General features: G+C 34.1%; 20 protein-coding genes. 5 read left to right on the forward strand and 15 right to left on the reverse strand.

The window, feature by feature from the left end; translation table 11 throughout:
• The first annotated feature begins 18 nt into the window (after positions 1 to 18).
• Positions 19 to 2019 (forward strand): TonB-copper family protein, encoded by a 2001-nt coding sequence (locus tag TD18_RS13100; protein WP_040253412.1) that lies wholly within the window; start codon positions 19 to 21, stop codon positions 2017 to 2019.
• Position 2020: 1 nt separating this feature from the next.
• Here the strand turns inward: TD18_RS13100 and TD18_RS13105 are convergent, their stop codons facing one another.
• From TD18_RS13105 to TD18_RS13120, 4 genes are all read right to left on the reverse strand, one after another.
• On the reverse strand, positions 2021 to 2482 hold the full coding sequence (locus TD18_RS13105; RefSeq protein WP_040253415.1) for a hemerythrin domain-containing protein: 462 nt from the start codon (positions 2480 to 2482) through the stop codon (positions 2021 to 2023).
• The gene (locus TD18_RS13110) at positions 2454 to 3665 is read right to left on the reverse strand and encodes a hypothetical protein (protein ID WP_040253417.1); all 1212 of its coding nucleotides are present in this window, start codon (positions 3663 to 3665) and stop codon (positions 2454 to 2456) included. The genes TD18_RS13105 and TD18_RS13110 overlap by 29 nt, the downstream gene beginning before the upstream one ends.
• A 166-nt stretch (positions 3666 to 3831) precedes the next feature.
• Positions 3832 to 4563 carry an iron-sulfur cluster repair di-iron protein gene (ric, locus tag TD18_RS13115; protein ID WP_040253420.1) on the reverse strand — a complete coding sequence of 244 codons (732 nt, stop codon included), beginning with the start codon at positions 4561 to 4563 and terminating at the stop codon, positions 3832 to 3834.
• Positions 4564 to 4609: 46 nt separating this feature from the next.
• The gene (locus tag TD18_RS13120; protein ID WP_040253423.1) at positions 4610 to 5044 is read right to left on the reverse strand and encodes an RrF2 family transcriptional regulator; all 435 of its coding nucleotides are present in this window, start codon (positions 5042 to 5044) and stop codon (positions 4610 to 4612) included.
• A 136-nt stretch (positions 5045 to 5180) separates the two neighbouring features.
• Here TD18_RS13120 and TD18_RS13125 point away from each other — a divergent pair, with 136 nt between their 5' ends.
• Together TD18_RS13125 and TD18_RS13130 are read left to right on the forward strand one after the other, a co-directional pair.
• The gene (locus TD18_RS13125) at positions 5181 to 6308 is read left to right on the forward strand and encodes a vWA domain-containing protein (RefSeq protein WP_040253425.1); all 1128 of its coding nucleotides are present in this window, start codon (positions 5181 to 5183) and stop codon (positions 6306 to 6308) included.
• A gap of 91 nt (positions 6309 to 6399) precedes the next feature.
• A complete protein-coding gene (locus TD18_RS13130) occupies positions 6400 to 7866 on the forward strand; it encodes a MoxR family ATPase (RefSeq protein WP_040253427.1) in 1467 nt (488 codons plus the stop codon).
• Positions 7867 to 7899: 33 nt separating this feature from the next.
• Here the strand turns inward: TD18_RS13130 and TD18_RS13135 are convergent, their stop codons facing one another.
• Together TD18_RS13135 and TD18_RS13140 are read right to left on the reverse strand one after the other, a co-directional pair.
• Positions 7900 to 8541, reverse strand: a complete 642-nt coding sequence (locus TD18_RS13135) for a hypothetical protein (RefSeq protein WP_040253430.1) — start codon at positions 8539 to 8541, stop codon at positions 7900 to 7902.
• A 29-nt stretch (positions 8542 to 8570) separates the two neighbouring features.
• Positions 8571 to 10970 (reverse strand): TonB-dependent receptor domain-containing protein, encoded by a 2400-nt coding sequence (locus TD18_RS13140; protein ID WP_040253432.1) that lies wholly within the window; start codon positions 10968 to 10970, stop codon positions 8571 to 8573.
• Positions 10971 to 11158: 188 nt separating this feature from the next.
• On the opposite strand from TD18_RS13140, the gene TD18_RS13145 reads away from it, so the two are divergent.
• Positions 11159 to 12205, forward strand: a complete 1047-nt coding sequence (locus tag TD18_RS13145) for a sensor histidine kinase (protein ID WP_040253433.1) — start codon at positions 11159 to 11161, stop codon at positions 12203 to 12205.
• Positions 12202 to 12930, forward strand: coding sequence for a LytR/AlgR family response regulator transcription factor (locus TD18_RS13150; protein ID WP_040253435.1), 729 nt, complete (start codon positions 12202 to 12204; stop codon positions 12928 to 12930). Before TD18_RS13145 ends, TD18_RS13150 begins: the two co-directional genes overlap by 4 nt.
• Here the strand turns inward: TD18_RS13150 and TD18_RS13155 are convergent.
• From TD18_RS13155 to TD18_RS13195, 9 genes are all read right to left on the reverse strand, one after another.
• Positions 12927 to 13412 carry a YdeI/OmpD-associated family protein gene (locus TD18_RS13155; RefSeq protein ID WP_040253437.1) on the reverse strand — a complete coding sequence of 162 codons (486 nt, stop codon included), beginning with the start codon at positions 13410 to 13412 and terminating at the stop codon, positions 12927 to 12929. The genes TD18_RS13150 and TD18_RS13155 overlap by 4 nt on opposite strands.
• A gap of 5 nt (positions 13413 to 13417) precedes the next feature.
• Positions 13418 to 13993: a YdeI/OmpD-associated family protein gene (locus TD18_RS13160; protein WP_040253439.1), complete on the reverse strand. Its 576-nt coding sequence runs from the start codon at positions 13991 to 13993 to the stop codon at positions 13418 to 13420.
• Positions 13994 to 13996: 3 nt separating this feature from the next.
• Positions 13997 to 15325: a M28 family peptidase gene (locus tag TD18_RS13165; protein WP_040254002.1), complete on the reverse strand. Its 1329-nt coding sequence runs from the start codon at positions 15323 to 15325 to the stop codon at positions 13997 to 13999.
• A gap of 2 nt (positions 15326 to 15327) precedes the next feature.
• Positions 15328 to 15798 carry a DUF6265 family protein gene (locus TD18_RS13170; RefSeq protein ID WP_040253441.1) on the reverse strand — a complete coding sequence of 157 codons (471 nt, stop codon included), beginning with the start codon at positions 15796 to 15798 and terminating at the stop codon, positions 15328 to 15330.
• An 8-nt stretch (positions 15799 to 15806) separates the two neighbouring features.
• Positions 15807 to 17072: a nuclear transport factor 2 family protein gene (locus TD18_RS13175; RefSeq protein WP_040253444.1), complete on the reverse strand. Its 1266-nt coding sequence runs from the start codon at positions 17070 to 17072 to the stop codon at positions 15807 to 15809.
• A gap of 105 nt (positions 17073 to 17177) precedes the next feature.
• Positions 17178 to 18986, reverse strand: coding sequence for an acyl-CoA dehydrogenase family protein (locus tag TD18_RS13180; RefSeq protein WP_040253446.1), 1809 nt, complete (start codon positions 18984 to 18986; stop codon positions 17178 to 17180).
• Between the two features lie 43 nt (positions 18987 to 19029).
• Positions 19030 to 19275 (reverse strand): four helix bundle protein, encoded by a 246-nt coding sequence (locus TD18_RS13185; protein ID WP_316931635.1) that lies wholly within the window; start codon positions 19273 to 19275, stop codon positions 19030 to 19032.
• Positions 19276 to 19413: 138 nt separating this feature from the next.
• Positions 19414 to 20607 carry an acetyl-CoA C-acyltransferase gene (locus TD18_RS13190; protein ID WP_040253448.1) on the reverse strand — a complete coding sequence of 398 codons (1194 nt, stop codon included), beginning with the start codon at positions 20605 to 20607 and terminating at the stop codon, positions 19414 to 19416.
• Between the two features lie 5 nt (positions 20608 to 20612).
• Positions 20613 to 23021 (reverse strand): 3-hydroxyacyl-CoA dehydrogenase/enoyl-CoA hydratase family protein, encoded by a 2409-nt coding sequence (locus TD18_RS13195; RefSeq protein WP_040253450.1) that lies wholly within the window; start codon positions 23019 to 23021, stop codon positions 20613 to 20615.

The following is a 23021-nucleotide window of genomic DNA, read 5'->3' on the forward strand; positions in this document are numbered from 1 at the left end:
TTGTTAAAACATACACTTATGAAAAAGTTCCTCATCTATAGTTTTTGTATGCTTCTTAGCGGAATTACTGTCGCTCAAGAAGATGAAACTGATGTTAAAAAAGATACGACACGATTAACTGAGGTAATCGTTCTAAGTAGACGTAAATTAAGTAATCATCGACAAGAAAAAACCTTATCAAGTATTGATGATTACTTAGAAAAATCGAATAAGGTCGCCATGATAAAACGTGGTAATTACGCTTGGGAACCAACTTTGAATAATATGAATAGTGAACGATTAAGCGTCACTATTGATGGCATGCAGATTTTTGGAGCATGCACAGATAAAATGGATCCTATTACATCGTATGTAGATGTTTCAAATCTGGAAAAAGTCAGTATCGGCTCAGGTCAAACAGGTACCGAAAATGGTCATTGTGTTGGAGGAGGAATTGATTTGCAACTAGCGTCAAGTAAATTTTATCAATCTAGACTAAAAACCAATGTCGATTTAGGCTATGAAACAAATGGAAACTATAGAGTAGCTGGTTTAGATTTAGAATATTCTGGAAATACTTTTTATATGAATGCTGATGGTGTTTTTAGAAAATCATATAATTATGATGCTGGTGGATCTAATGAAGTCCTGTTTTCTCAGTTCCAAAAGTATAACGTGTCAATACAAACAGGCTTTAAGCTATCCGAAAAACATACACTAGACGCTAATATTATTTATGATAAAGCGACTGATGTTGGGTATCCTGCTTTGCCAATGGATGTGTCTCTGGCTGAAGCGTTAATTACTTCTGTAACACATAACTATGCTAATGATTCTACATTTATTAAATCGTTAGAAACAAAGCTGTATTTTAATACCATCACACATATTATGGATGATTCCAAACGACCTGATGTACCAATAAGAATGGATATGCCAGGTTGGAGTGATACTTTCGGTTTTTATTCTAAAGCAACGACAACAATTAAAAATCATCATATATTGTTTAATGTCAATGCGTATTATAACCGATCTTTAGCAGAAATGACCATGTATCCTAACGATTCGAATCAGCCCGCAATGTTTATGTACACTTGGCCTGATATCAGAACATTTTATTCTGGAATTTTCGCAAAGGATAAAGTCGTTTTGAGTGAAAAGGAACAACTTTCAGGATCTTTACGCATGGGATTTCAAAATAACAGAATTGCAGAAAACGTAGGCTTAGAAAGCCTTAAAATATTTTATCCTGATCTTACAGATTCAAAAAGTAGATTTTTAATAAGTGTAGCTTCCAATTATACTTATAATATTTCTAACTACGATTTTTCATTTGGTTTAGGTTATGGTGAACGAGCACCTTCGGTTAGTGAAGGGTATGGCTTCTTCTTATTTAATAGTTTTGATAATTATGACTACATTGGTAATCCAACGCTCAATAATGAAAAAGCCATTGAAGTAAATACCAAAGCTAATTATCATAAAAACAGATTTCATATCGGAGTTGAGGCTGCCTATTTCTATATCGAGGATTATATTATTGGTGAAATAGATGAAACATTAAGTGCGATGACTATTGGTGCTAATGGTGTTAGAATTTACAAAGCCTTATCAAATGCATCTATATTTGATGTCTATATAAATTCATCTTATAAAATATCTAATTCATTTTCGGTTAATGGTACTGTTGGCTATAATTATGGACGAGGAAGTAACAACGAGAATTTACCATTTATTAGACCCTTTACATATCTAGCTGAACTTAACTATAAAGCGAAACAATTTAATGCAGCAATACAGTTAGAAGGTAATGCGAACCAAAGTAGATATAGTAGTTTTTATGGTGAAGATGAAACGGCTGCTTATGGTGTTTTAAATTTGAATTTCGGAAATGTAATGTATGCCAACGATACAAAATTTATTGTAAAATATGGAATAGAAAATCTCTTAGATACCAACTATTCTACCTTTGCAGATTGGAATAATATTCCGAGACAAGGACGTAATTTTTATTTGAATTTGTCTGTAGTGTTACAATAAATTATACCCAAAAGGCATCAACAAAATGGTCTTTGAAATCATCAGGTTGGTGTATGTTTTCGATATGAAGTAGTTGTGCTTCAGTAGCTACTTTTTGAATTTCTGGAAAAAGAACGCGTTCTTCAAATCGGATATGTTGTTCTAATTCTTCTTCAATTTTACTTAATGTTTTGGTGTCGTTTTCAGTTTCAGTAAAAATACGTCTTAAGCGTCTGTGTTCAGCTAAAGCTCGTTTAATGAGTTCATGATCTGGTTCTAAAATTGGAAAAATAAGAGTTTCCTCTATTTCGAAATGTGGAATAAGATGATTTTGATAAAACCAATTAGCATAAGCTCTTATTCGTTCGGGTTCAATCTCTTTGTTAAAACCCGTTCTAATTTTCCATGACAACAGCAAACCATGATGATGCTCTCTACTTAAGGATTGTAAGGCTTTATGTCGTTTTAGTGGTTTGTGAGGCATGTGTTTTATGTTTAAAAATGTTTATAATTATGAGTAAAATTCCAAGAGGTAATAAGATACTGCTTGTAAACAGGATTTGATGATAATTTGATAGCATGCCGCTTCCAATGTAAAATTTTATTCCTTGAATTAATATAATGATTTCAGTTGAGAGAAAGCCTAATAGGAATATGAAACTACCAATATCCAAGGTTTTGTTAAAGACCGCCAGTTCATTTTTCAAAATAAATACAAACAAAAATCCAGTTATGACACCTAGCATAAGCAAATGGATAAAGCCAATCACAAAATTTCGATGCAGGTATATGTTTTCAGCAAATTCAGGAATTATGGAGACCAATTGTAGTATAGTTTTCATAGCTAAACTAAAAATGGCGAATCCAAGACTATAGGTTAAGAGCGGAGAAGACGATTTATTTAAATGTCTTATTGGTTGTATGGTAAGTTTAAAAAAATAGAACATGGCTACTAATTGTAAAAGTACACCAAAAGCATTCACTACCAATAAAATATTATTAGGCACAAACCATTGAATTGGCATGGCTAGTGTAAGTAGTGTTGATACTATTAAGAGCTTAAAAAAACGTCTGAATAATAAACTGTCTTTGATGTGTAATAGATGAAAAAAGACAGCTACTGCAGCAAATATAAACCAACCATTAAATTGAAAATGTAAAAAGTGCTGAATGGCAATTTGATAAAAACCTGAAGCTTTACCTAACATTCCAACGGCTGGTCCTAAACACCAGACACCAAATGTTGATAAGAGCATAAATAGGAGTGATGCTTTTAACAGCAAAGTTGTTGCTTTTGATGTTGCTTTGTGATGCTTCCAAATGAGATACACAAAATAGTAACTACATAAGATGTGTAGTGTAGAAAAAGAGATAGAAATTGCCCCATAACCTTGAAATGGAAAACTTAATATCATGCCAATTACGGCAAATTGCGTTAACCAAAATAAGCGATTATAAATTGGTTTTTGCTCAGGTACAAAATAGTGAACAATGCATGTGTACAGCATTAAATACATCCAACCTAACATGGCAACATGAGAATGAGCATGTGTTAAAAAACGATAGTTTACACCTATAGATTCAATAAAAGAATAACGTAATGCCAAACCCATTAACGCGGCTACTAAAAAATTTAGAAGACAAACAATAACGAGTTTTTTTTGCATTAAATATCTAAATATTGATACGATTAAAGGTATAAAAAAAAGAACACTTCTCTTGGTTTAAATTAATGTAATTCTGTTGTTTCCCTCGTAAAAATAACAGTATTTACAGTAGGTTAAGTAACTCAAGAGAAGTGTAACTTCGACTTAAAACCAAACTATTAATCTATTAACTAAATAACGTTTCTAGTTCTATCGCTTTTGGGAAAAGAATGTTGTTTTCTAAATGAATATGTAAATGCAGATCCTTTTCAAATTCCTTCAGCATTGCAAAAGTGACTTTGTAAGTGTTGCAAGCATCAGCTGGCGGATTATATTGATCTGTTAGTGCTTCAATTTTTCTAAAGCGTTCCCCTTCATTACCATGCTCATCCTTCATCATAGCTATCGGATTTTCTACTGTTCCAAACTGAGGAGGTTTCACAGCACCACAGTTTAATTTAGCTTTCACCAATTGTTTAATAAATGGAAACAGAACCAGTTCTTCTTTTTTCATATGTGAAGCTAAATCACCTGCAGAACTTGTAAATAATTCATTAATTTCATACAACTCAGGATGACGTTCACCATGCACACGACATAATTTATTTAAAAATTGTCGAAGAATAGGAATTTTTTCTTCAACGTACCTGTGATGCTTTTTTTCAATATAATCTACTAACAAATCTAAAGGCCAAGATTTGTAGTCAGTAGTTCCTCCTCGCTTCTCATTTAAAATGGTATTGATTTCATTCATTAAGATGGTCCTGTCAATTCCTTTTTTATCGCAAGCGTCATCAACCGTTCTGTTGCCATTGCAACAAAAATCAATATTGTATTTTGAAAATACTGCTGCAGTTCTGTAGTCTTCTGCAACAAATTCACCTATTTCTTTTAATGTCTTTTTTTCTATTGTCTCCATAATATTTTTATTTCGGATAAATATATCCTATTTATATTCAAATTTTTTAAACTTTCAAAAATGCCTCTCCATTTTTGATGCCAGTTGCTAATTCTTCTAAATTTGTAGTCTCTAACATATCTCTTAAATCATTGCGAATGGATTTGAATTTATCGTGCATCGGACAAGGATGTTGTTCATTACATTCTCTTAAACCTAAACCACAACCTGAATATATCCCATTACCATCTATGGCTTCAACAATTTGAGACAATTTGATGGTTGCAATAGTATCTTTATCAATTTCAAAACCACCATAGGCTCCTTGAACTGATTTGATGACATCATGCCTTACTAAATCTTGTAAAATTTTTGCCGTGAAAGCTTGAGGAGAATCAATTTCTTTAGAAATCTCCCTAGGACTAACGCGTCTTCCTTCACGAGAATTTTTTGCTATAAATATTGAAGCTCTAATTCCGTATTCACAAGCTTTAGAAAACATAAATTGTAATTTTATACAAATATCTGAATAATTATTTAAATAAGATATGTTTGTCTTATATAAAATTTCAATAACTTAAATATTTTATAATTGCTTTAATATATTTCAGTTTTAAAAGCCTTATTTTTATAGAGCTATGAAACACACTGAAAATTTTAAAAAGGGCTTCGTTTTTAAACCTTATGAAGCTCCAAATCAATCTCCTTTTGACAAACTCTTTGAAATTTTTAAAGAGCTCATCACGCATACATCAGGAGATTTTGATGAAGCCATATCTTGGTTGAGAGAATTAGATAAGGAATATGAGCTAACCACAGCAGAATATACCATTGACGATTTTATTGAAGACCTAAAAAAGAAAGGTTATATCAAAGAAGAAATAGATCCTGATGGAAAAGGTGGTATGGCTATAACAGCTAAAACAGAACGTGCTATCCGACAGCAAGCTTTAGAACATATCTTTGGAAAAATTAAGCGAAGCGGACAAGGTAACCATAAAAGTAAAAGTCCGGGAATAGGTGATGAACACACTGGAGATTTTAGAAATTATCAGTTTGGAGATGCTTTAGATAAAGTGTCTATGACCGAAAGTTTGCGAAATGCGCAAATTAACCATGGTATTGGAGATTTCAGTATTACTGAAGACGATTTGGTTGTTGAAGAAACTTTGCACAAATCTCAAATGAGTACCGTTTTGATGATCGATATAAGTCATAGTATGATACTGTATGGTGAAGATCGTATTACGCCTGCAAAACGCGTGGCCATGGCTTTGGCTGAATTAATTACAACGCGTTATCCTAAAGATACACTTGATATTATTGTCTTCGGAAATGATTCTTGGCAAATCGAAATTAGAGATTTACCATATCTAAAAGTTGGTCCGTACCATACCAACACTGTTGCTGGTTTGCAATTGGCAATGGATTTACTCCGAAGAAAACGCAATACCAACAAGCAGATTTTTATGATTACCGATGGAAAACCAAGTTGCTTGCGATTACCTGACGGACAATACTACAAGGACAGTAACGGATTAAATCCGTATATCACTAATAAGTGCTATGCCATGGCGCAACAAGCCAGAAAATTACACATACCAATTACGACCTTTATGATTGCCCAAGATCGTTATCTCATGCAATTTGTTCAAGAATTCACACGAGCAAATCAAGGAAAAGCCTTTTATACAGGATTAAAAGGATTAGGAGAAATGATTTTTGAAGATTATGAAACAAACCGAAAAAAAAGAATTAAAGGATAATTAAAAAAAGTTTAAAATCGTTAGGTTTTACTTGACTAAAAAAAAAATACTGTCATATCGAGCGTAGCCGAGATATCTCAAACTAAAACATATGAAAATAGAAACAATAAAAACATTAGGTGAACTAAAAAAAGCAGGTTATCAGTCAAAATCTATTAAAGATGAGTTAAGAGACAACCTGATTTCTAAAATAAAGAACAAAGAAACAGCCTTTGAAGGTGTGCATGGTTATGAAAACACGGTAATTCCTGAATTAGAACGAGCCATATTATCAAGACATAACATCAATTTACTCGGACTTCGAGGACAGGCGAAAACGCGTTTAGCACGCTTGATGCTTAATCTGTTAGATGAATATATTCCATATGTAGAAGGTTCAGAGATCAATGACGATCCTTTTAATCCTATGTCTCGCTTTGCGACCGAATTGATTTCAGAAAAAGGAGATGATACACCCATAACTTGGTTGCATAGAAGTGATCGTTTTTCTGAAAAACTAGCAACTCCAGATGTGACTGTAGCTGATTTGATTGGTGATGTTGATCCTATTAAGGCTGCGAATTTGAAACTCAGCTATGCCGATGATCGCGTGATTCACTACGGCATGATTCCGAGAGCAAATCGTTGTATTTTCGTCATTAATGAATTGCCAGATTTACAAGCCAGAATTCAAGTAGCTTTATTCAATATTTTACAAGAAGGTGATATTCAAATTAGAGGATTTAAATTACGTTTGCCTTTAGATGTTCAATTTTTGTTTACAGCAAATCCAGAGGATTATACTAACAGAGGAAGCATTGTCACACCCTTAAAAGATAGAATCGGAAGTCAGATTTTAACGCATTATCCAGTCGATATTGAAACGGCACGTTTAATTACTGAACAAGAAGCGAAGATTGTCGAAAATCAAAAAAATACTGTAATAATTCCAGATTTAGCTAGAGATTTATTAGAACAAATTGTTTTTGAAGCTCGCGAAAGTGAATTTATTGATGCTAAGAGTGGTGTAAGTGCCAGATTGAGTATAACGGCTTTAGAAAATCTATTAAGTACTGCTGAACGAAGAGCATTGTTAGCTGGTGATGATAAAACAATGCTCCGTCTAAGTGATTTTGTTGGGATCATTCCTGCAATCACAGGAAAGGTAGAATTGGTATATGAAGGCGAACAAGAAGGTGCTGCTGTGGTTGCTTATAACTTAATTGGCGAAGCTGTTAAAAGTTTATTTCCTGAATTCTTTCCGAAGATAGAAAAGTTAAAAAAGGACACTGATGAAACACCTTACGATGATGTCATATCATGGTTTTTTAATCAAAAAGATGGTTTTGAAATTTTAGACGATTTGCGAGATAAAGAATATAAGAGTTTATTGGATGCGATTTCACCTCTTGATGATCTCATTGGCAAATACCAACCAAATCTAAAAAAAGAAGAAAGTTATTTTGTAAAAGAATTTGTGCTTTGGGCTTTAGTAGAATTTAAGCAATTGAGTAAATATCGATTTACAAAAGGGATTCAGTTTAAAGATCCTTATGGCAGTTTTATTAGTGGTATTTAAAAAAAAAGGGAAGCTTTTGGCTTCCCTTTTTGATTACTCCTTAGGTTCAAAAACCCACCAGGTTTCTCCATTTGAAGGTCTAAAACTCAATTTAATTAATCCATAGTTGGAATAAATCAAATAATGGCCTTCTACTTGAAGTTGCTTATTATTTAAAGTTGCAACAAATTTACCATCCAGATAAGATGCTGAAATACCATTATTAAACTCGAAGGTCGCATTGTATAATTCCGGATTTACGGCTGATGGATACATGATTTTTTTCATGGTAAGGCCGTTTGTAAATTGAGTTTCATCATACGAATAAGCACCATAATTATTGGTTTGGTTTTTTGAATGCTCAGATAAGGCCTTAAAATATGCCGAATTATCAACTTGTTCTACTTTACCATTTGTAATCTTAAAAGTATCAGTGGTGTCTTTCCAGCTAGGATATACGACCAAGGTATGCATCGTATCAATTTTATACATATCTATTCGCTCTGAATTACTATATACTTTGGTGTCTGTGGCATCAAAAAGTTCAAATTTTGTGTTGGGAGGAAAACTTACATAATCATTTTTTTGATCACTTAAAGTTATTTTGAGATAAGTGTTCTGAGCTTCGGCAAAATGCGATATCAAAAGTAAAATTAGGATTACTAGTGATGTGAATGTGTTTTGTTTTGTGTTCATTATTGTAGTGTTTAAAATTAATATCTAATTTATATTCTGTTTTTTTCGTCTTCTATACTAGTTTTTCGACTTCTTGCTTTTTTGATTTCGTTATTGCCAAAATTGTAAGTCAAATTAAATCGTATTTGTCGGCTATCGCTTCCTCCATTTCCATCAATAAAAAGTGTTCCAAATTGCGTTGTTCCTCTCCAGGGAATGGTGTATAAGATATCATTAAAGCTAAGTCTTGCATTTAGTTTGTCGTTCAAAAAGGTTTTCTGAAACGCAATATTTAAAGCACCTAAACTTTCAGTTTCGTAAGTTCCTCCCCAAACAGTGGGAGAGCTGTACCATCCAGAGATTTCTGCTCTAAATGTATTGGTAATTTTAAAGGTGTTTTGCACATACAGACTTAAGGTATTTTGTGAGGTAGAGACAAAATCGGGATTTGTAGCTTCATAAATACTTCTGAAGGCATTAACGCTCGCGTAATAAGACCACCAATCATTAAATTTTGATGGGAATGATATACCCAAATTGATGATCTTTTGATTGGCAACATTTCGTGTGGTGATAAAATTTTGATTCCCGTTTACAGCCTCTGTTATTTGAGCAAAAAAGTCTTCAATAAAGCTGTAACTAATTGCTATTGTTAGTCGGTAATTATAGGTATGTGAGAGTTTGATATTATCCGTGTATTGTGGTTGTAAAAACGGATTCCCTTGTCTGAAAGAAAGTTCATCCAACTTGTATTCAAAAGGGTTTAAACTTTGATAATTTGGTCGCTGAATGCGTTTACTATAAATTAAGGCCAGAGAATTTTTCTGATTCAATTGATAAGTAATTCCTCCACTTGGAAACCAATCTGTATAATCTCGTTTTACTTGGTTGTTCGTGTTTTGTTGCAAGCTCTCTAATTGTCCGTCAGAAATGGTATGTTCTAGTCGTATACCGAACTGCAAATTGAATTTACTAAGCGTTTTATTAAAATTAATGTAAGCAGCTATGATTTGTTCCTTGTATAGAAAATCATTGGTTCTTTCGGTATTTATAATGTCTTGACCATTAATTCTATCGAAAAAATCAAATTGATTATCGGTTTTAATTTTTGAGTATTTTCCACCAATACTAAAAATGCCCTTTATCAAAGGTTGTTCATAATCAATTCTGGTAGTGAAAATGTCAATATCTACAGGTGTCACCATATAATTGATGGTTTCATCTAAGATTTGAGTTTCCTCTCCATTGAAATATCTGTTTGGTTGAAGATTAGTTCGGTCATTTTTAAATTTTCCAAAATCAACATCAATATTCAAAGCATGCCCAAGCGTGTCTTTAAATTTATAATTCAAATTAGTATATAAATTTGAAGTTTTTGTAGCTGTGTCGCTTCCAGCTACTAATACTTGTGAAGGTGAATTATTTCCAGAGAGAATGATGGGAGTTCTAGTATCTGAAACTGAAAGCGACTTATTAAAATTTCCATTTACAATGATTCCAAAGGTAGATGTCGAATTGGCATAAACATCAAAACCTAGGCGAATGTTATTACTGTTATTATCAAATACCGATTCGGTTTGGGCATCAAAAATGGTATTATTTTGAATTCTGAAGAGATTGATAAAACTCGAACTCTTACCTGTAGCATTACTATAAGTTCCATACAAGTTGGTTTTTTTGTTTCTGGTGTTAAAGGAAAGCGAATGGTTATATCTGGCAAAATCACCAATGGTAAGTCCGGAAGCGATACTTCCATTGGTTCCTAATGATTTATCACGTTTGAATTTAATATTGATGATACCTGCATTGCCTTCGGCATCAAATCGGGAAGACGGTTGTGTCATAATTTCGACTGCTTCAATATCGCTTGCTTGAATAGTTTTCAAGTAAATCACAAGATCCTGACCTCTTAGTACGGATGGTCTGTCGTCAATATAAATGAGTACACCTGTTTTTCCTTCGACTACAAAATTATCGTTATTGTCGATGATTACTCCTGGTGCTTTCCTTAGCAATTCAAAACCTGAGTCTCCAGTGGCATTAATTGTATTTTGAACATTAAAAACGGTTTTATCTGCCAAAACTTGAATCATTGGTTTTTCTGCAGTAATGGTCACTTTGTCAAGTGATTCGGTCTTTGGTGCTAATGATATTGTACCTAGGTCAATATTGGAGTTTGTTACTGTAACTATCTCGCTATTATAATCTTCAAAACCTAAGCTAGTGATGAAGAGTTTATACGTTCCTTCAGAAATATTTGAAATATTGAAACGGCCATTTGCCTTAGTAAGTGATGCTTTAACAAAGGTGTTATTTTCTACTGTAATAATAGACACAATAGCTGCTTCGATAGGCTTATTCTCTTGATCTGTAATACGTCCAATAATGGTTTGCTGCCCAAAAACAGATTGGAAGATTAGAAATAATACGAGCACATATTTAAATTTCATAAGTGTTGTTTATTTTATTTACTGATACAAATGTTTGAAATATCAGTACACTAAACACTTCAGAACAGTTGAATCGTCTTATAGAGCGATGAGTTGGAAAAGACTACTCGTCTGTAAATAGGTCAACTCGTCGATTAGCGTAATTAAAAGAGATAATGTATTTTTAAATTTGTAGAAATTGTTTAGACGTGAAAGACTTCAGAAAAAAAGACATTTTATATGTGTTTCTATTTTACTTGTTTTTTTCATACATATACCGAATCGTATTATGGTGGAACAGTGGTGCGTATAAAGATGAAGGTTATTTTGGCTGGATAGATTTGAAAGGTTATTGGTTAACTTCAGGTATGCAGTATTTATTTTACCTTATAATTTCTGTGCTTATTTGGTTTCTCGGAATACGACTCTTAAGACATCAAAAGACGAAATTTCAGATTATTGTGGTTGCCATTTTAATTCCAATAGCAGTATATGTGGTTAGGGAATTTCGGTACGAATTGATTGATTATTTAGGGCAAGGTCGGTTACGAGGAAATGGTGAAGTTTGGGATTGGTACATACCAACTCTTTTTATGATGACGCAATTTGGTTTTTATTTCGCATATCAATATTTCCGAGAAAATCAGAAAAAACTTAAACTGGAAGGTGAACTCAGAACTGCTGCTTTGAAAAGTGAACTTTCAGCTATAAAAGCACAACTTAATCCTCATTTTTTATACAATATTTTTAATACGATAAGTGCTTCTGTTCCTGCTGAAAATGAAAAAACAAGACATTTAATTGCGGAGTTATCAGATTTGTTTCGTTATCAGTTGAAAGCCTCGCAAACCGAAAAAGTGACCTTAAGAGAAGAATTAGACTTTGTGAAAAAGTACCTGGCTCTCGAAAAGGAACGCTTTCAAGAACGATTAACAGTGCATGTTGATGTAGATGAATCAATTTTGAACGAAATGATTCCACCTATGTTATTACAACCTTTAGTGGAAAATTCAATAAAACATGGCTTGGCATCTTTAGTTGAAGGTGGTTCTATCACGATACGTATTCAGAAGAAAAATAATCAATTGGCTTTTGAAATTTCAGATACAGGAGTAGGTGTGAAAGATAAAAAGAAGGTATTTGAAAAAGGTATCGGACTAACAAATACGAAATTACGACTCGAAAAAATGTATCAAACGACATTAGAACTTTCAGATAATTTGCCTCAAGGATTAAAAATTAATTTTTCTATATGAGAAAAGTACTAATCATTGATGATGAAGCTTCCGGACGCCAATTAATAAAAGAATATATTTCTGATTTTAGTGATTTGGTCGTCTTAGGCGAGGCTAATAATGGCGTTGATGCTGTTAAGTTAATTAATGAGTTTAAACCAGACTTGGTATTTCTCGATATTCAAATGCCAGGCATGACAGGTTTTGATGTGTTAACTCATTTAGAAGAATTACCACAAATTATTTTTTCTACGGCTTATGATCAATATGCTTTAAAAGCTTTTGAAGTGCATGCTGTCGATTATCTTTTAAAGCCATATACCAAAGAACGATTTAAAATAGCGGTTGAAAAATCAAATCAAAATATTGAAAATAATAAAGCCAGACCACTTGCTGAAAGTTTATTAATGGACAAACCCAAGTTTCCTGAACGCATTTTAGTGCAAAGTCTGAATAAACTGGTCACTATTTTAGTAAAGAATGTCATTAGAATTGAAGCATATGGCGATTATTCAAAACTAATTACAAACGATAAAACCTATTTAAGTAATTACGGAATTTCTACTTTAGAAGAAAAGTTAGACAATTCAATATTTATACGAGTGCATCGATCATCAATTATTAATTTAAATAAGGTTAAAGAGCTAAATAAGTATACTAAAAGTTACGATGTCACAATGGTCAATGAGGACGTTGTGAGAGTGAGTCGAGGTTATATGGATAATATCAAAAAACTCATGTTTTAAATTTTAAAAAGGGTCATTGGATTGGTCTCACCTCGTTTTAAATTTTCGCACATAATTAAAGCTTTGTCTATTCGTGACTGTGTGTTTTTAATCCTAATGATAGCGTAGATAATACTTCGTTTTTTACCAGCTGTCAGACCTTCAAAAATTGTAAATGCTTCATGATCTGACTTAAATACAGCATCTAATTCTTCTGGCATATCAACACCATATTTTGAGGTATCTTCAAATAATTGTATCTGGAAATAATCATTTTGAAATACACCTAATTCCTGTTGAAGACGTTTTCCAAACATCATTTTATAATCATTAGTGTTGTTATCTTTCTTTATCGCAGCATAGAATTCAATATTGTTTTGTTTAAACGTAGCTTTTACCTTTACACGACTTTGCTTTGAAGCTGTAAAAGGTTCGGCAATCTCACAGGGAATATATAGGTGATATTGGTCTAATAGGCCTATCGAAAACTCTTTACTTTTCATACGCTTTACCAGTTACTTCTACTTTTGATGTTATTTGCACAACACGCTATGATTTCAGCAATACGTTTTTCTCGTGTTACTTGGCGTTTGGCTTGATGTAGCCAATACAAATATCCTTTTCTATAGGAAGGCGCAAAATTGTTATAATGTTCAAATGCTTCCTGATTTTTATCAAATGCTTTTTGTAAGTCTGAAGGTATCATGCCATTTTCAACATCATCAAGAGCAGTCCAGCTCCCGTTTTGCTTTGCAATCTCAATTTTCGACCAACCGCTCTCATGCATCAGTCCTGCTTTTGTAAGTTCTTGTATATAGTTTTTATTCAAAGCACTCCAAACACTTTTTTCATTTCTCTGGCAAAAGTATTGTCTGCGTTTTCCGTTGCCTAAACTTTTCACTGTAGAGTCAATCCAACCATAACATAATGCCACTTTTACAGCTTCTTCCCAACGCATCGACTGTCTTTCGTGATCTACTTTATAAAATATTAAGTACACGCCTTCCGATTGGTAATGGTTATTATGCAACCATTCTCGCCATTGCGAATCGGTGTCAAAATAAAGAGCTTCAATATCAGGCATAAACTATCGCATTATTTCATTAGGAAACACAACAACGCTTTCATAGCCTTCTTCATCTACGGAAGCTATTCCGAAGTAAAAGTTGTCAATTACAATACCTTCTAAAGTAAATATGGTAACATTACCTACAAATCGACTATAATCCCAAGTAGGTGAAGTAGTATCTCTCCAATAAATTTTATAACCCTTGGCACCTTCAACAGGATCCCATTTCAATTTTGCAGAAGGTTCTACAATGCCTCCAATGCCTACAGTTGATGGAGCAGGAGGAGCAGAAGCTAAATTAGCCATGGTAATAGCATTTACTGCTGTGAGTTTTTTAGCATAATCGAAATTTACATGTTCAAAAGTATCACCGTAGGAAATACCATTTTCTGTACGAATATCTTGATGTTGCTGCGTGTAATTTTCATGAGCTTCCATAATCCGAATCCCTGGAAAACCAACATCATTAAACGGTCTGTGATGACCACCTCGACCAAAGCGATCTAATCTGTACACTAACATTGGGTTCATTTCAGGCATGTAAGTAGTTACAGTTTTATGGACGTATCTTGCCAACTGCCGGGAAATACCATCAACTTCTCCACCATAAAAACGTCTTGATTTCCGTTCTTTTTCAGTTTCAGTTGGAGGTACAGGTTCTGAAAATATTCTGAAGGTTCGATTATCAATAACACCATCAACACCCTGAATATTTCCAATCATATCATTGTTTAGCACACCAATAATGCTCCAGTTCTGGTTTTTTGCATATTCAGCCAATCCCTTTCCTCCAAACAGGCCTTGTTCTTCGCCAGATAAACCAACATACATAATACTATTTTCAAATTGATATTTAGAGAGTACACGAGCGGCTTCTATAGCGCCAGCCATTCCCGAAGCATTATCATTAGCTCCTGGAGCGTCTGAAGTAAAATCGTTAGGATCTGAAACTCTTGAATCGATATCTCCACTCATAATAATGTAGCGGTTTGGGTAGGTTGTTCCTTTTTGAATAGCGACAACATTCACGACCCAAACATCATTTGTGATGCGATCGTTTTCTCCTTTTTTAACGAGGTTTTTTTGATAAAATACATTTAAACAATTATCACAATCTTTGGAAATGGTTTCAAATTCTTTTTTAATCCATCGTCTTGCAGCTCCAATGCCTCTTGTATTTGAAACCGTATCGCTTAATGTGTGTCTGGTTCCGAAATCGACTAACGTTTTTATGTCTTTTTTTATGCGTTTTGCTGAAACACTATCTATAATATCATAAATCTTTTGATGATTTTGAGCTTCTGAAACTGTAGTAAATAATAAAACAGCTATAATTATATATTTCATCATTATTGCTTCTTATAATTAAATTGTACAATTTGAATCTCGCCATCTTCATTTTCAATATCTACAAAAACGTTCATTTCCGTATCACTGACTTTTTCAAAGGTCATGCCTTCAAAAACAACTTTATTTTCAGTGATTTCTTTTAAGGGAAAGTCAACCGTTTCATTTTTTGTTTCCCAACTTTTTAGATCATTATCAAAATGCTTTAATTGAAGAATTAAGGTGTTTTCAACTTCTCTAATGATTTCGATTTCATAAAATGATACTTTTCCATCATTAATTAATTTAAAAGTTGCCATCATTGAACCTGCTGATGGTTCGCTCCAGTTTTCTTCCGTTTGTCCACCAAAAGCTTCACCTTTCCAGTTGCCAGAAATCCAGGCACAGTTTTCTAATTTAGGTTCTACTTGCATGTTGTTCTGGGCTCCTGAAGACCATGTAAATACGAAACAAAGGATAATAAGATATTTCATAATAGTGTTTATTGAATGAATGTCACTTTAATAATTTTTCCATTTTCAACTTCATAAATGGCAACGGCTTCTAAAATTTTACCATTAGCTGTAACTTGTTCTTCATCTATGACTTTATTACCTATGACAATTCGTTTTTTAACGAAGGCTCTAAGGTCTGGTGTGCGTTCAAACCAATTTTGATAACTTTCTCTCATTTTTGTTTTACCTTCTGTTTGTAAGGTGTTTGGGTATGCATATAATTTAATAGCATCTGCATAATCATTCATAAAGGCATCAATATCTCTGGCATTATAAGCATCCAGATTACGCTGAACAACAGCTTCAATGGCTTTGGCAGAAGTTGATACTTCTGTATTTGTGTTTGTAGTTTCAGAAGTTTCTTCAGTCGTTTCAGAGATTTCAGTTTTTAGACTAACATCGGCTGCGATGAGTAGTTTGTTTGATTCTGAATTCACTGCCAGTCGTGTAATTTGAGTGATGTTGTTCGATGATAAATCGGTTATTTGCTTCCAATTATTATCCCTTTGAAGCCTAAGTTTAAATAATGTACTTTCTTTTCCTGAGAGTAAAGTTTTACCGTCAAGCCAACAAATATCTTCAACGCCTTCTATGGTATTTGCAATGACTTTAATAGCACCAGTTTCTGGATTTAAAGATTTTATTTGCCATTGATTCTTATTTTCTTTTGAAATAAAACTCACCAGATTAGAATTCGGAATTCTGTGAAAGGATCGACCAACGTTGCTTGCATATTTTCTGTTTGTTCCATCCTGAAGATTGCTAACATATAAGTTTAAATTCTCTTCTTCGATGATAGCCGAAACAATCGTGTGGTCGTCATACCACGTATAATATGCTACAACTAAATTTTCAATGAGTTCTTGAGATTCGCCATTACTTGCATTATAACTATATAGACGTTGTTTGCCATCTGTATCTAAACGAACTGCAGAGATTTCATTTCTATTAGGAATTTTCAATGGTGTGTATTCTCCACCTTCTGTAAAATTCATCCATGATTTTGAGTCGTATCGCGTATCGTATTTGGCAATATCAGTTTGACCATTTCTTGTTGAAGCAAATAGAATGTATCTATCATTTAGAAACGAAGGTTGATTATCATAACCCTCATTATTTGAAATGTTTTTGCCATTTTTAACTTCTATTTTTGAAGGACTGACTTCAAGATCAAACAGAAAAACTTCAGTATTAGATTGTGAAAAACTAAAATTGTAAATAAGGCAGAATAAGAGAAGTGAGTAAAATTTCATTGTGATATTTTATAATTAGTTGCCTAAAGATACTAAAAAACGAAAGCCAATCCCGTTAGGGGATTGGCTTTCTATTGTTAAGAAAATTTTGAATTAGCCTAAATTTTAAAAACAATATTTATTTTCGGCTTTAACTTTTTCTGCGATTTCGATACGTAAATCTACGATGTCTGGATAGTTAACGTATTTCGTGAAACGTTTTAGTCCCATTAACATCATACGTTGCTCGTCGCCTTCAGCAAATGAAATAATACTTTCTTTTCCTTTTTCTTCAACAATATCAACAGCATGATACAAGTATAATTTAGCCATAGCAATTTGAGCAGATTGTGCATCTTCGCCAAAACGTTTTGCATTTTTCTCAGTTCTTAAAATTGCAGATTCAGCCATGTAAATTTCAATTAATATATCTGCAGCAGCAATTAATAACTGTTGGTGTTCTTCTAATTGCGGACCAAATTTTTGAACGGCTCCACCAGCAACCATTAAGAATGCCTTTTTTAACTTTTTGATCATGTCCTTTTCTTCTGAAAATAATTCAGAATAGTCTGGAGTTTCAAACGAAGGAATTCCCATAAGTTCTTCTTGAACAGCTTGTGCTGGACCGAGTAAATCAACATGACCTTTCATGGCTTTTTTAACTAACATGCCAACAGAAAGCATGCGATTAATTTCGTTGGTGCCTTCATAAATTCGAGCGATACGTGCATCTCTCCAGGCAGCTTCCATTGGTGTTTCTTCAGAGAATCCCATACCACCAAAAATCTGGATGCCTTCATCTGCACAATTTTGTACATCTTCAGAAACAGCTACTTTAAGGATAGAACATTCAATAGCATATTCTTCAACACCTTTAAGTTCAGCTTCCTGATGCGAATTACCAGAAGCTTCACGAATTGCTATGCGATCTTCGATATTTTTTGCAGCTCTATACGTTGCAGATTCTCCAGCATAAGCACTGGCAGCCATTTCTGCTAATTTGGTTTTTATAGCACCAAAATCGGCAATAGGTGTTTTAAATTGCTTACGTTCGTTTGCATAATTAACTGCAATGGTTAAAATTCGTCTTTGAGAATCTAAACAAGCAGCAGCCAGTTTAATTCGACCAACATTAAGTGCATTCATAGCGATTTTAAAACCTTCACCACGACCTGCAAGCATGTTTTCAACAGGAACAACAGTGTCATTAAAAAAGACCTGACGTGTAGAACTAGCACGAATTCCTAATTTGTGTTCTTCTTCACCTAATGTAATTCCGTTAGGATTGTCTTTATCGTATTCTACAATAAATCCAGTAATGTTTTTATCATCTTCAATACGAGCAAAAACGATCATCAAACGACAGAAACCTGCGTTTGAAATCCACATTTTTTGTCCGTTAATTTTATAGGATTTTCCATCCGCAGACAATTCCGCAGTTGTTTTTCCGGAGTTGGCATCAGATCCTGCTCCTGGTTCGGTTAAGCAATAGGCTCCAAACCATTCGCCAGTAGCTAATTTAGGAACGTATTTTTGTTTTTGTTCTTCAGTACCATAAAGGGTTATTGGCATAGTTCCAATACCTGTATGTGCTCCAAAAGCTGTACTAAAAGAACCTGTCCCAGATGAAATGTAATCACAGGTTAAACATGTTGAAACGAATCCCATTCCGAGTCCACCATAGGCTTCAGGAACAGCGACTCCAAGAAAACCAAGTTCTCCTGCTTTACGCATTACGTCTTCAGTAAGCGCATAATCTTTGGCTTCAAAGCGAGGTTTATAAGGAATGATTTCACGATCGTTAAATTCGATAACAGCATCCTTCATCATTTTCTGTTCTTCCGAAAAATCTTCAGGAGTAAATACGTCTTCGCATTTTGTTTCTTTTACTAAGAATTGACCTCCACGTAGGATATCTTTTTCAGTTGCTTCCATTGTTTTCTTTTAGATTTAAAGATTCAAGAGTCAGGAGTCAAGACTATTTAAGTCCAGATTTGAAACTTGTAATCATTTTTTGTATTTGTTTTATTTTGTCTTCTAATTCTTCAAATTTATCTTCTGAAATGTAGTCTTCATTCAAAGCTACATTTAGTTGTGTTTCCCATTCAAAAGCAGAACCTAAACTATGCTCTAAATAATTAGCAAAGTGTTTGTTCGAACTTTTACTTGATCCTTCGGATATGTTTGAGGGAATTGAAACAGCACATCTATTCATCTGACTTATTAATCCTTAAGTTTCATACTTAGGGAATGTTCGTGTAATTTTATAAGATTCAGACACAAGCTCCATACTTTCAGACCAAATTTTTAATTTCTTGAAATTATGCATAGTCTTGTCTCTTGCTTCTATTCGTCTTTATTCTTAATTAAGAAACTCAAATATGCCACAAGCACCTTGACCAGTTCCTACACACATAGTTACCGCTCCATATTTACCTTTCATTTCACGCTTACGCATTTCATCAAATAACTGCACAGAAAGTTTTGCTCCTGTACAACCTAATGGATGACCAAGTGCAATAGCTCCTCCATTCACATTAATAATGTCTGGATTTAAATTCAACTCACGAATAACAGCTAAGGATTGTGAAGCAAAGGCTTCATTCAATTCAATAAGTGCTAAATCATCTTGTTTCAAACCAGCTTGTTTTAACGCTTTTGGAATAGCTTTTACTGGACCAATTCCCATAATACGAGGTTCAACACCTGCAGCAGCATAATTTACCATTCTAGCAATAGGCTGTAATCCTAATTCTTTAACCATATCTTCACTCATAACCATAACGAAAGCTGCACCATCACTCATTTGCGATGAATTTCCTGCAGTTACGCTTCCTCCAGCAGCAAATACAGGACGTAATTTTGCTAACGCTTCTTTGCTAGTTCCTGCTCGAGGTCCTTCATCCTTAGTTACTGTGTACGATTTTGTGGTTTTTTTACCGTTGGAATCGATATAAGTTTGTTCAACTTCTATAGGTACGATTTGATCTTGAAAGCGATTTTCAGCTTGGGCTTTTAAGGCTTTCATGTGAGAATTGTATGCAAATTCGTCTTGATCTTCACGAGACACTTTAAACTGGTTTGCGACTGCTTCAGCAGTATTTCCCATTCCCCAATAATAGTCTTCGTGACCAGCTTTTACAATGGCATCGTAATTTAATTCTGGTTTAAAACCAGTCATTGGAACACTGCTCATGCTTTCTGCTCCACCTGCAATGATGCAATCTGCCATTCCTGCTTGAATTTTTGCTGTTGCCATTCCAATAGTTTCTACTCCTGAAGAGCAAAACCGGTTGACAGTAACACCAGGAACATCAATCACTTCCAATCCCATTAAAGAAATTAAGCGAGCCATATTTAATCCTTGAGAACCTTCAGGCATGGCGTTACCAACAATAACATCGTCAATACGTTTTGGATCTAAATTTGGCAATTCTTTCATCATGTATTTGATGGTTTCTGCTGCCAACTCATCTGTTCTTTTAAAACGGAACACGCCTTTTGGTGCTTTACCAACGGCTGTTCTATATGCTTTTACTATATATGCTGTTTTCATTTTTCTTAGTTTCTTAACGGTTTTCCTGTTTTTAACATGTGCTGAATTCTTTCTAACGTTTTACGTTCAGTACAAAGTGACAAGAAGGCTTCGCGTTCTAAATCCAATAAGTATTGCTCGCTTACTAAAGTTGGTTCAGATAAATCGCCACCAGCCATAACATAAGCTAACTTGTTTGCGATTTTCTTATCATGTTCACTGATGTAATGACTCGCTTGCATAGAATCAGTTCCTACTAAAAACATACTCAACGCTTGCTTGCCCAGTACTTTAATATCATTTCGTTTTACAGGTTGGGTATATCCAGCATCTGCCATTAATTTAGCATGTGCTTTTGCCGTTGCAATTTGTCTATCTTTATTAACAACCACTATGTCTTTCCCTTCCTGAAGAATTCCTAAATCGAATGCTTCATAAGCAGACGTCGCAACTTTTGCCATACCAATAGTCAGGAAATAATCTTGAAGTACATTAAGTTCGACATCACCTTTTCTAAACGTATCTTGAGCTCTTAGCGCCATCTCTTTAGAACCTCCACCACCTGGAATCACACCAACACCAAACTCTACAAGTCCGATATACGTTTCAGCAGCAGCAACCACTTTATCTGCATGCATTGATAACTCACAACCACCACCAAGTGCCATTCCATGAGGAGCAGAAACTGTTGGAATTGCTGAGTAACGCATACGCATCATAGTGTCCTGGAAGTATTTAATCGCCATATTAAGCTCATCATATTCTTGTTCGGCAGCCATCATGAAAATCATTCCGATGTTTGCACCAACAGAGAAATTAGCAGCTTGATTACCAACAACCAATCCTGCGAAATCTTTTTCAGCCAAATCAATTGCTTTATTTAATCCAGCTAGAACGTCGCCACCAATGGTATTCATTTTAGATTGGAATTCTACATTTAATATGCCATCACCTAAATCTTCAACAACAACACCAGAGTTTTTAAATACTTCATTAGATTTTCTGATATTATCTAATATGATAAAGCTGTCTTGTCCAGGAATTTTTTCTTGTGATTTCTTCGGAATATCATACGCATAGGTCGCTCCATCTTTAACCGAATAGAATGAGGTACTTCCAGAAGCTAACATGTCGTTTACCCAAGCATTAGGTTCTAAACCTTCAGCTTTCATCATTTCGATTCCTTTTTCAACTCCAATAGCATCCCAAATTTGGAAAGGTCCATGTTCCCAACCAAATCCGGCTTTCATCGCATCATCAATTTTGTATAAATCATTAGTGATTTCAGGAATACGATTGGATACATAGGCAAATAAGGCAGCGAAACTCTTTCTGTAGAATTCACCAGCTTTATCTTTTCCACTAACCAGTATTTTAAAACGATCAACAACTTTATCTACCGTTTTTGTCAATTCCAGAGTTGCAAATTTTGCTTTTTGAGCAGAACGATACTCTAATGTATTAAGGTCTAATGATAGAATTTCAGAAGAACCATCGTCTTTTCTTACTTTTTTATAAAAACCTTGACCGGTTTTACTTCCTAGCCATTTGTTCTCCATCATTTTATTGATGAAATCTGGTAGCTGAAACAACTCATGACGTTCATCATTTGGACAATTTTCTCTAATTCCGTTAGCTACGTGAACTAAAGTGTCTAATCCAACAACATCAACCGTTCTGAAAGTAGCCGATTTCGGACGACCAATAACTGGTCCTGATAACTTATCGACTTCTTCAATAGTAAGATCTAAATCTTTAACAGCGTGAAACAAGCTCATGATGCTAAAAATTCCGATTCGGTTTCCTATAAAAGCAGGTGTGTCTTTAGCAATGACCGATGTTTTTCCGAGGAATTGTTCACCATATCCATTGAGGAACTCTAAAACAGAAGCTTCCGTTTTTGGGCCTGGAATGATTTCAAATAATTTAAGGTAACGCGCAGGATTAAAGAAGTGTGTTCCGCAGAAATGTTTCTGAAAATCTTCGCTACGACCTTCACTCATAAATTTAATAGGAATACCAGACGTATTTGAAGTAATTAACGTTCCTGGAGTTCTGTATTTTTCTAGTTTTTCAAAAACTTGTTGTTTGATATCTAAACGTTCAACAACAACTTCCATAATCCAATCCACATCTTTTACTTTCGAAATATCATCATCAAGATTTCCTGTAGTGATACGATTAGCAAAAGAAGGATGATAGAGTGGTGCAGGTTTAGATTTTATAGATGCAGCTAAAGCATCATTTACCAATCTGTTTCTTACAATCTTGTCTTCTAAAGTTAAACCTTTAGCTTTTTCTTTATCGTTGAGTTCTCTTGGTACAATGTCTAGTAAAAGGACCTCGACTCCAATATTAGCAAAATGGCAAGCAATTCCGCTTCCCATAATTCCTGAACCAATAATGGCTATTTTTTTTATTCTACGTTTACTCAT

Origin of the sequence: Psychroserpens mesophilus, from assembly GCF_000826645.1 — a bacterium.
GTDB lineage: Bacteria > Bacteroidota > Bacteroidia > Flavobacteriales > Flavobacteriaceae > Psychroserpens > Psychroserpens mesophilus.

Bases quoted from the DNA above. Each gene is read 5' to 3' on its own strand.
- TD18_RS13155 (WP_040253437.1), bottom strand. From the start codon at position 13,412: ATGAAAAGTAAAGAGTTTTCGATAGGCCTATTAGACCAATATCACCTA.
- TD18_RS13125 (WP_040253425.1), top strand. From the start codon at position 5,181: ATGAAACACACTGAAAATTTTAAAAAGGGCTTCGTTTTTAAACCTTAT.
- TD18_RS13130 (WP_040253427.1), top strand. From the start codon at position 6,400: ATGAAAATAGAAACAATAAAAACATTAGGTGAACTAAAAAAAGCAGGT.
- TD18_RS13160 (WP_040253439.1), bottom strand. From the start codon at position 13,993: ATGCCTGATATTGAAGCTCTTTATTTTGACACCGATTCGCAATGGCGA.
- TD18_RS13195 (WP_040253450.1), bottom strand. From the start codon at position 23,021: ATGAGTAAACGTAGAATAAAAAAAATAGCCATTATTGGTTCAGGAATT.
- TD18_RS13175 (WP_040253444.1), bottom strand. From the start codon at position 17,072: ATGAAATTTTACTCACTTCTCTTATTCTGCCTTATTTACAATTTTAGT.
- TD18_RS13100 (WP_040253412.1), top strand. From the start codon at position 19: ATGAAAAAGTTCCTCATCTATAGTTTTTGTATGCTTCTTAGCGGAATT.
- TD18_RS13150 (WP_040253435.1), top strand. From the start codon at position 12,202: ATGAGAAAAGTACTAATCATTGATGATGAAGCTTCCGGACGCCAATTA.
- TD18_RS13120 (WP_040253423.1), bottom strand. From the start codon at position 5,044: ATGTTTTCTAAAGCTTGTGAATACGGAATTAGAGCTTCAATATTTATA.
- TD18_RS13190 (WP_040253448.1), bottom strand. From the start codon at position 20,607: ATGAAAACAGCATATATAGTAAAAGCATATAGAACAGCCGTTGGTAAA.
- TD18_RS13135 (WP_040253430.1), bottom strand. From the start codon at position 8,541: ATGAACACAAAACAAAACACATTCACATCACTAGTAATCCTAATTTTA.
- ric (WP_040253420.1), bottom strand. From the start codon at position 4,563: ATGGAGACAATAGAAAAAAAGACATTAAAAGAAATAGGTGAATTTGTT.
- TD18_RS13105 (WP_040253415.1), bottom strand. From the start codon at position 2,482: ATGCCTCACAAACCACTAAAACGACATAAAGCCTTACAATCCTTAAGT.
- TD18_RS13170 (WP_040253441.1), bottom strand. From the start codon at position 15,798: ATGAAATATCTTATTATCCTTTGTTTCGTATTTACATGGTCTTCAGGA.
- TD18_RS13140 (WP_040253432.1), bottom strand. From the start codon at position 10,970: ATGAAATTTAAATATGTGCTCGTATTATTTCTAATCTTCCAATCTGTT.
- TD18_RS13110 (WP_040253417.1), bottom strand. From the start codon at position 3,665: ATGCAAAAAAAACTCGTTATTGTTTGTCTTCTAAATTTTTTAGTAGCC.
- TD18_RS13165 (WP_040254002.1), bottom strand. From the start codon at position 15,325: ATGAAATATATAATTATAGCTGTTTTATTATTTACTACAGTTTCAGAA.
- TD18_RS13180 (WP_040253446.1), bottom strand. From the start codon at position 18,986: ATGGAAGCAACTGAAAAAGATATCCTACGTGGAGGTCAATTCTTAGTA.